This is a genomic window from Pseudoalteromonas sp. UBA2102 (genome assembly GCF_002331165.1).
Taxonomy (GTDB): domain Bacteria; phylum Pseudomonadota; class Gammaproteobacteria; order Enterobacterales; family Alteromonadaceae; genus Pseudoalteromonas; species Pseudoalteromonas atlantica.
The window spans coordinates 1-7,936 of the sequence record NZ_DCYU01000122.1 but is presented as its reverse complement, the minus strand read 5'-3'; the positions used below and the strand labels follow the sequence as shown (position 1 = coordinate 7,936).

General features: G+C 38.9%; 6 protein-coding genes. All 6 read right to left on the bottom strand.

Going from position 1 to position 7,936, the window contains the following annotated elements; genetic code table 11:
* Window positions 1–1,393 (bottom strand): YobI family P-loop NTPase (locus tag B2R65_RS16425; RefSeq protein WP_476748311.1); only part of this gene is annotated, 1,393 nt, incomplete at its 3' end.
* 270 nt (window positions 1,394–1,663) lie between these two features.
* Entirely contained in the window at window positions 1,664–3,406 is a 1,743-nt protein-coding gene (locus B2R65_RS16420) for a potassium/proton antiporter (protein ID WP_126005979.1), read from the bottom strand.
* A 209-nt stretch (window positions 3,407–3,615) separates the two neighbouring features.
* Window positions 3,616–4,326: a hypothetical protein gene (locus B2R65_RS16415; RefSeq protein ID WP_286744450.1), complete on the bottom strand. Its 711-nt coding sequence runs from the start codon at window positions 4,324–4,326 to the stop codon at window positions 3,616–3,618.
* A gap of 202 nt (window positions 4,327–4,528) precedes the next feature.
* Window positions 4,529–5,353: a hypothetical protein gene (locus B2R65_RS16410; protein ID WP_286744448.1), complete on the bottom strand. Its 825-nt coding sequence runs from the start codon at window positions 5,351–5,353 to the stop codon at window positions 4,529–4,531.
* Window positions 5,354–5,490: 137 nt separating this feature from the next.
* Window positions 5,491–6,867 carry a Na+/H+ antiporter NhaC family protein gene (locus tag B2R65_RS16405; RefSeq protein ID WP_286744446.1) on the bottom strand — a complete coding sequence of 459 codons (1,377 nt, stop codon included), beginning with the start codon at window positions 6,865–6,867 and terminating at the stop codon, window positions 5,491–5,493.
* Window positions 6,868–7,054: 187 nt separating this feature from the next.
* The coding region (locus B2R65_RS16400) for a serine hydrolase (RefSeq protein WP_286744443.1) at window positions 7,055–7,936 on the bottom strand (882 nt) is incomplete at its 5' end.

Sequence of the window (7,936 nt, the reverse complement as noted above, 5' to 3'; positions counted from 1 at the left end):
CCAAATTAACTATGCCACTACATAAATAACAACCGATTAGTATTTCATACTCCCCTTTATTAAAAGAAAATGCATTTTCAATGTTTTCAATTTCTTCCTTAAAGTTTTGAATGATAGATCTTTTCTCGTTCGTAGATTCATTTTTTATAACTGAAGTATCAAAAGCAGTAAATATTTTCCCGCTATTTTGTTGAAGAAGCTCAAACTCACAGGGGAACATGTTTTTACATAAAACTAGTGCGAATAAATTATCATCCGATAAACTCTGATCATGGTTTACTAATTTTCTATAAAAATAGAATTCGTTAACTATGTTTTGTAAAACCCTCATATCTGAAATAAAAACAGTTACATCCCTTAAAAAATTATGAGATAGGTTTACACCTTTAATTGTGGAAATTAACTCTCGTATTTTTTCATATGAATTATTTGAGTGAATAACTGGAATTATGGGTAGTATAAAGTCGAAAAATTTAGTTCTTTCTGTTGCTGAGAAGCAATCATCTTTAGTTACATAAATAAACTTAATTCCATCCTTATGCTTACCTTTCACTGCATCACTATTATTCAAGATGATGTTTATTTCACGGAGCTTCGTGAATATCTCAGGCTTATTTAACCTCTCCAAGTCTTCAAATATTACCTTGTTATAATTTGAGCTAGAAAAAAAGTATACTAGTTCATCCAGAGTTCTATTCAACACTGAATCTGATTCTGAAAAGAAACTTACTTCCACATTTGTGGGATTTAAATAACTTATTTTGGATAGTGGTAGATTGTTTTTCAAATATTTGATTATAGATGCAATACCAAACAGGCAACCTGAAAGCATAACTAAAGATAAAGCAATGTTAAAAAATTCTAAATACTTCCCGAGTATTGGTCTAACAGGGTCAATAAAAATATAACTTTTTGGATTAAAAATATAAAAAATGGAAAGAAGCCAGAGCGAAGCAAATATGTAACTCTTCCATTTAATAGTATCTTCCGAAGTAGTTAATTTACTAAAACGAGATTTTGGAATTGTGGAAGAAGGCACTTTATAAATAATTTGCTGAATAATGCTTTTTTCTATATCAGCAAACTCAAACTCCCCTGACTTATTTGGAGTTTCCCCTGTCGCCACCATTTCATTAACCTGAAAAGAGGCTAATGAAACATCAATTGATGAATTAGAAAACTCAGTGTTTTTCTTTTTATAAGAGCTCACAAAGCTAGATTTACCAGATGAATATGGTCCAGTAATGGCTATATTATATGCTTTATCAGATGATATTACTTGGTCAAAAACATTTGAGACATCGCAATCTATCTCAACTTCATCTGTTGCGCTGAGAAAATATGGAGTATATCCATCACTCTTTTCTTCAGCTGAAATATCTTCAACAACCATCGTATAAAATCCTTTTTAAAAATAGCTTAAAAGTTTAAGCCAGCATATCTCAGTTTTTAATATAACAAAACTATCAGCCATATAATTAAGTTAATAACATATTGTTTGAAAAGAAAAAATAGGTTACCTCGACGCGCCAGCAAGCTGTACGCCTACAACAAACACTACATATAACTAACTTTAGTGCGCTCTTTGCATCGGTGATACGTTGGGTTTCGTGTCACTCAACCCAACCTACGTCGCTAATATCTTGTGCATTATAGTTAAAGGTTACTGCTTTAAAAGTCGTTGTTCTGGATTGTGTAAGTACTTTAAGCCGATTGTCACTATACGTGTATGTACCATTGTTATAACGCGTAGTTGAACATTACCAATAACCACAATTGAGCCTTTACTGATTTCTCCTGAGAGCTTTTGGTTGATCACCTCTTCCAAGCTTATGCCCTCTGGCGCGTCTATTTTCATGTGGTATGAGTAAAATATATCGCCTACTAGCGTAACCCCTTTCACTTTAAGTTCGTTGCGCGCTAAGTGACTGTCTTGGTGGTTTGTTTTATCGGTTGCTGTAAAAACTAAATCAACAAAAGGTCTGTTAGCAGGTTTTAAAACAACAAATAAATGATCGTTTGGTTTTAATTTAGTTGAGCCGCGTGGCGGTATGATTGAAGGTCCTCGTGTGATCATGGCTACAACTACACTTTCTGGTAGTGCAGCATGTGACAAACTGCGCCCAGAAACCCGAGAAACATCACTTAACGTATACTCTACAATTTCTATATCAATATCATTTAAGGCGGTAATTTCGAGTGTTGCAGCTGCTAAATCAGGTGGCGGCTCTATTAAACTTAACTTTTTAGCCATCCAAGGCATAGTTGAGCCTTGCAACGTGGCCGAGATTAACACCACGAAAAAAACCACATTAAAAATAAGCTCGGCCCCTGAAAGGCCAAACAACAGTGGGAATATAGCTAAAATAATCGGCACTGAGCCTCTTAGCCCCACCCAAGATACAAATAAAGTTTCGCGATTATTAAAGCCAAATAATTTTAAAATTGGCGCTACCGCTAGTGGGCGAGCCACAAAAATAAGTGCCAGTGCAATCAGTAACCCTTCTAGCCATACATCAACGAGTGATGATGGATTAATAAGCAGCCCCAATACAACAAACATGGTTATTTGCCCAAGCCACGCTAAACCGTCATGAAACAGAAAAATACCGCGTTTATATACAAATTTACTGTTACCTAAAATAACGCCGGTTATAAATACAGCTAAAAAGCCACTGCCGCCAAGCGTTGCAGAAAGGCCAAAAGAAAGCAGCCCAAATGCGGTTACCATTACTAAATACAAACCTGATGCATTTAATTTTATTCGATTAATAAACCACACCGACACCTTACCAATTAAAAACCCACAAACGGCGCCTACGCCCATTTGCTGGGCAAATAACTGCAGTAAACCAAGCCCTATTGGCATGTCGTTAACGAGCATTTCGAGCAAGCCAACCGTTAGAAAAATAGCCATTGGATCGTTCGAGGCACTTTCTATTTCAAGGGTTGATTTAAGTTTTTTATTTAGGTGAATACCAGCGCTACGTAACAGTGCAAACACGGCAGCGGCATCAGTAGAGCCAACAATGGCCCCAAGTAAAACGCCTTGTAATACGGGTAAGTCTAAAATATAAGTGGCGACAAGGCCGGTAATTACAGCCGTTAAAAGCACCCCGACCGTTGCTAAAGCCGAAGCAGGTTTCCACACTTGTTTAATAGAGCTGGTTGGCGTTTGTAGCCCACCATCAAATAGAATAATAGCCAGTGCTAACGTGCCCAGAGCATGCGCAGCCTCTGCGTTATCGAATGATATACCGGCAATACCGTCTTCACCTGCCAGCATGCCCACCAGTAAAAATAGCACGAGCACTGGTAAGCCAACGCGCGCAGATAGCTTGCTCGAGATAACCCCTAGTAAAATTAAAATGGCACTAACAAGAATGATATTATCTATTACAAACATAGTGTGGGTTTACAGCCTTGTATAAGTTAAAAAGTAAGAATTTATAGCTATTAAAAAGCTTAAAGCTCATGCCATACAATAACCTAAAAAATATAAATACGGGTACTTAACTGCATATTTAAAACAAAAAGCCTGCGATTAAGCAGGCTTTCGTATATTTAGTAGAGTCCTCTCATAAAATATTTAAAACTGTCTTTTCAGCCTTAACTCTATGAGAATCCGTTTTCAATATCCCGAAAAGTCCATTGTCCATTTGGATCAGCTATATCGATTAACTCACACGCTTTTTTATTCCAAGCCGCTAAACACGTAATATAGTTAGTTAATTGATGATAGGCTCTATCCGGCGCATCAGGACGTATTCTTGACATAGTGAAACCTGAATAAGTAGCGCCACTACCTACCCAACTAACAATAGAGGATACGGCTCCACCTCCAGGAACAACAAAACCAACTGTAGTTGTGACCAGTCCTAATATAGTAGCTGTTCTTTCTACTGCGTTACCTGTTTTCATAATATCACTGCTTATTACAGGGTGTAATAAAGCTAACAAATTAACTGCTTGTGGTTGATTAGAAGCAACGGCAACATCATTGGATGTTTTGGTAGTATTAGTTGGTGCGGCTCTCCCACCACGCATTGCAGGTAGTAAGCTATTAAAAGATTTTTGGCTATTATTACTTGTGGAAAAAGTTACTGACTGTGTACTCAAGCCTCCGGCTTTAACTCTTTTTTCATCTCGTGGCGTTACAGTTGATTTGTAAGTGCGCTGTAACCTCCTATAAACAGCTGCACTGCATTGAGTCATTTGTATAGCTAATGCTGCTTGCTCTTTGAAGTCTCGACCGATTGCTCGCTCTGATAACTGAGTTAGCTGATTTTTCTTTTTAAGAGCTTGCTGACCAATCATAATATCCATAAAAATGTCCTTATTTATTATTTAATTGGTGAAATCATATCATTTAAAGTTACGTAGAGAAATCCTGACAAGCTACTATTACAATGATTTAAGGTACATAAAAAGCTGCTTCAGAGTATTCGATTTATGCTTCTTTAACAGAGGAATATCTTAAGTATGAACCATAACTATATGTAAAACATAGGCCCTTTACTAAGTTTACTTAGTGAATTATTTGAGGCTTAATATTACTAAAATCACTGTGGATTGTAATCTCTACATTATTAGGTTTTATAACAACATCGCTTAAACCCGTATTAGTGAAATACTCTTCGAAGCCCTGCTGATATTCAGGAAGAACCTGCTTATATGCAGTAATAAATAAACTCAGCTTTTTAGCTATAGTTGGATACACAGCTGCAAGGTCTCGTAGCTTTTCAGGCTCAGAAAAAGCAAATTCGGCGAAAATATTAAAGTCGTTCTCAATATTAGTTTTACCGTAGGTAGATAAAAATCCATTTTCATAATCAGGCCCTATACTTCTATCTTGCGTTAAAGCCTCATAATTCGAGGAAGCAGGACTCCAACTTTCAGGCAACAGACCTTGCCATGCAAGATTAACAAAAGGGGAGCATAAATAAATTAAAGAACTAAGCTCGTGATGAACTCCCCGTAACGAATTTTCATAATTGAAGTTAGTACCGTTCTTATCTGAGATATTTGATAATATTATAGAATTTCTTGAATATGTCCCCCCCGCTTCAGCCCCCTCCATGAGCATAGGTCCTGAAATATAAATAGCATTAATAAATTTGGAAACAAAGCCTTTAGGGTATGTCGTTAATGCGGCATCAATACCATCAAGTGACTCAGAAGCATCTGCAAACGTAGTCATTTCCATTTCAAGAATTGGAAGCTCTCCATCACTGACTGCAAATTGTTCAGGAAAAAATAAACGTGTATCGCCAGCTTTTATATCGAGCTGGTATGTTTTTGCTAACCTATTAGATTGCTCTGTTTCACTTTCTTGGTAAAAGCATGAGTTCAAAAATAATAAAAAACTAAAAAGGAGAAAAGCTTTATTTTTATTTTAACAATCCTTGTTTTATGCCCTAAAAAAGCCTGCGTATTTGCAGGCTTTCAAGGCATTTTATAATAATTAAAACTCAGTATTTACAACACGTTTTATAACACTATTATGCTTGTTACTAAGTACGCTATAAACGTCAGTGCGCCGCCAAATAACGCATACGGTAGCTGCGTTTTAACGTGGGTGAGTAAGTCACACCCCGAGGCGAGTGCCGATACGGCGCTGGTGTCGGATATAGGGGAGCAGTGATCGCCAAATATACCGCCGCCTAAAATAGCGCCTACAACCAGTGAAGGTGGCAAACCGAGCGCTTGAATAAGCGGTACGCCAATAGGAATAAGTATGGCAAATGTGCCCCACGAGGTACCCGTAGTAAACGACATAACCGCGCCGGTTAAAAACAGCACTGGTACAATTAAGTAAATAGGTAAGTAATCGCCCACTAGTGATGCGACAAATACGCCCGTGCCTAGCTCTTTTAAGCTTGCGCCCAGTGTAAGTGAAAGCAATACAATGCTCACCAGCGGTAATAACTCGCCCATGCCTTTAAAGCCGGTATCGACTAATTGATGGTGAGTAAATTGGCGCGAGCTAATCATTAAAACATATGCAACCACAATGGCTAATACCGTTGCGTATAAAACTGATTTAGAGCCGCTGCCTTCTGCAAGTACGCCGTTGCCGGTGTAAAACATAAAGCCTACCATGCTCACAATTAAGGTAAGTAATGGCACGAGCATGTAACGCGCTTTAGAGCCTTTTACTTCTTCTTTTAGGTCGGTTTTTTGTAGCTCTAGTTTTTGCTCGGCTTCTTTCATTGGGCCGTGTACTTTATCAAACGCGATAGTGTAAAACACAATGACTAGCGTGATAATGGCGTAAAAGTTGTACCCTACGCTGCCCCATAAAATAGAAACCGACGATTCGCTTAGCTCGTAATTGCCAAGTAAACCCAGTACAAATGCGCCCCAACCGTTAAGTAATATTAAAATACACACAGGTGCACTGGTGCTATCAATAATATAAGCAAGGCGGGCTCGGCTCATTTTAAATTTGTCGAACAGGCCACGCGATACAATACCTGAGGTTAATACGCTGAGGTTTGACTCTATAAATACCGCGATGCCGGTAAACATGGTTAAAAAGCCAACTTGGCGCTTACTTTTTGCAATGCCTTTATTCATAAGCATATTAACGGTGGCTGCTACGCCGCCAGATTCGCGTATGTAGGCAAGCAAGGCACCAATCATAATACTGAATATTAAAATGCGAGTGTTACCCGGCGAGCTGGCTACCGATATTATGCGCTCAACGGTATTTAAAAATGTAGCAAATAAGGTATTACCCTCGCCTTGTATAGCGAGTAAAAATTCTGACGAAGCCACGGCCACCAAAAGTGCCATTATTACTTCTTTTCGCCAAAATACGATAGCGATAGCAATGAGCGGCGGTAATATAGAATACCAAGACATAAATTAACCTTTATTTATAGCGAAGTGCGTTCGCTTTATTCACGTTGAAACGCTTATTTTACAGGCCGTTTTAAAAATGTGGCCTGAATTTGTAAACCGCTTAGCTTAATGGATTGGCTTAGTTAAGTCACCTGCAAATAAATCACTTAAGGCACTGCACTTAGGCCGTTTTAGCCTAAACGATAATTTATTGATTTAGTAGTGCTTCGTAAATAAGCGATACCACCGAGCCATATTGCGCGGTCTCGTATTGTTTGCCCAAAAACTGGTAATGTTTTTGGCTTCCTTTTATTTTTGTGTGCCGCGCATTGGTCAATAAAATAATGGCTAAATCGTAGGTTGGATCAATAACCGTTACTGTGCCCGTCCAGCCGGTGTGCCCATACGCTTGTGCGCTTGCGTAAGGGCCAAAATGCCAACGCCTGGCTTGGTTGTTACCCGCAAGCCTAAAGCCTAGGCCATAGGTTTCGTTGTTTAATTGTGGCGTTACAAACTGCGCTAAGGTTGATGCGCTAAATAACTGGGTATTGCCAAAGCCACCTTGGTTTAATAGTACTTGGCAAAGCACAGCTAAATCGGGTGCATTACTAAATAAACCGGCATGCCCTGCTACGCCATCAAACGAATAAAATGCTCGCTCGTCGTGCACTTCGCCCTGCAAGACATTGGTACGAATATTATCAAAGGTAATACGGCCATCACGGGTATTGCCGCTAAGCTCGGTTGCTGCAAATTCAGCGCGTTTAAAGCCCTTTTTAAGTGGGTTAAATACCGTATTGGTCAGTTTAAGTGGGGCGTAAATGTGTTGCTCGAGGTAGTCATCAAGTGGTTGCCCGGTTATACGCTCAACTAGTACGCCTAAAATCATGTAATCAATATCGGAGTAAACAGCTTGTGCGGGGTATTTATTGCTCAGCGGCACTTGCGTAAGTAACAGCTGCTTTGTGGTTTGGCTATTTTGCGAAAAATACGCATCACCATTTTTAGCACCTTTACGATGAAAATCAAACACAGGCGGGTAACCCGCTGTATGCGTGAGTAAATCTTTAACTGTGCGCAGCTCGCGGCC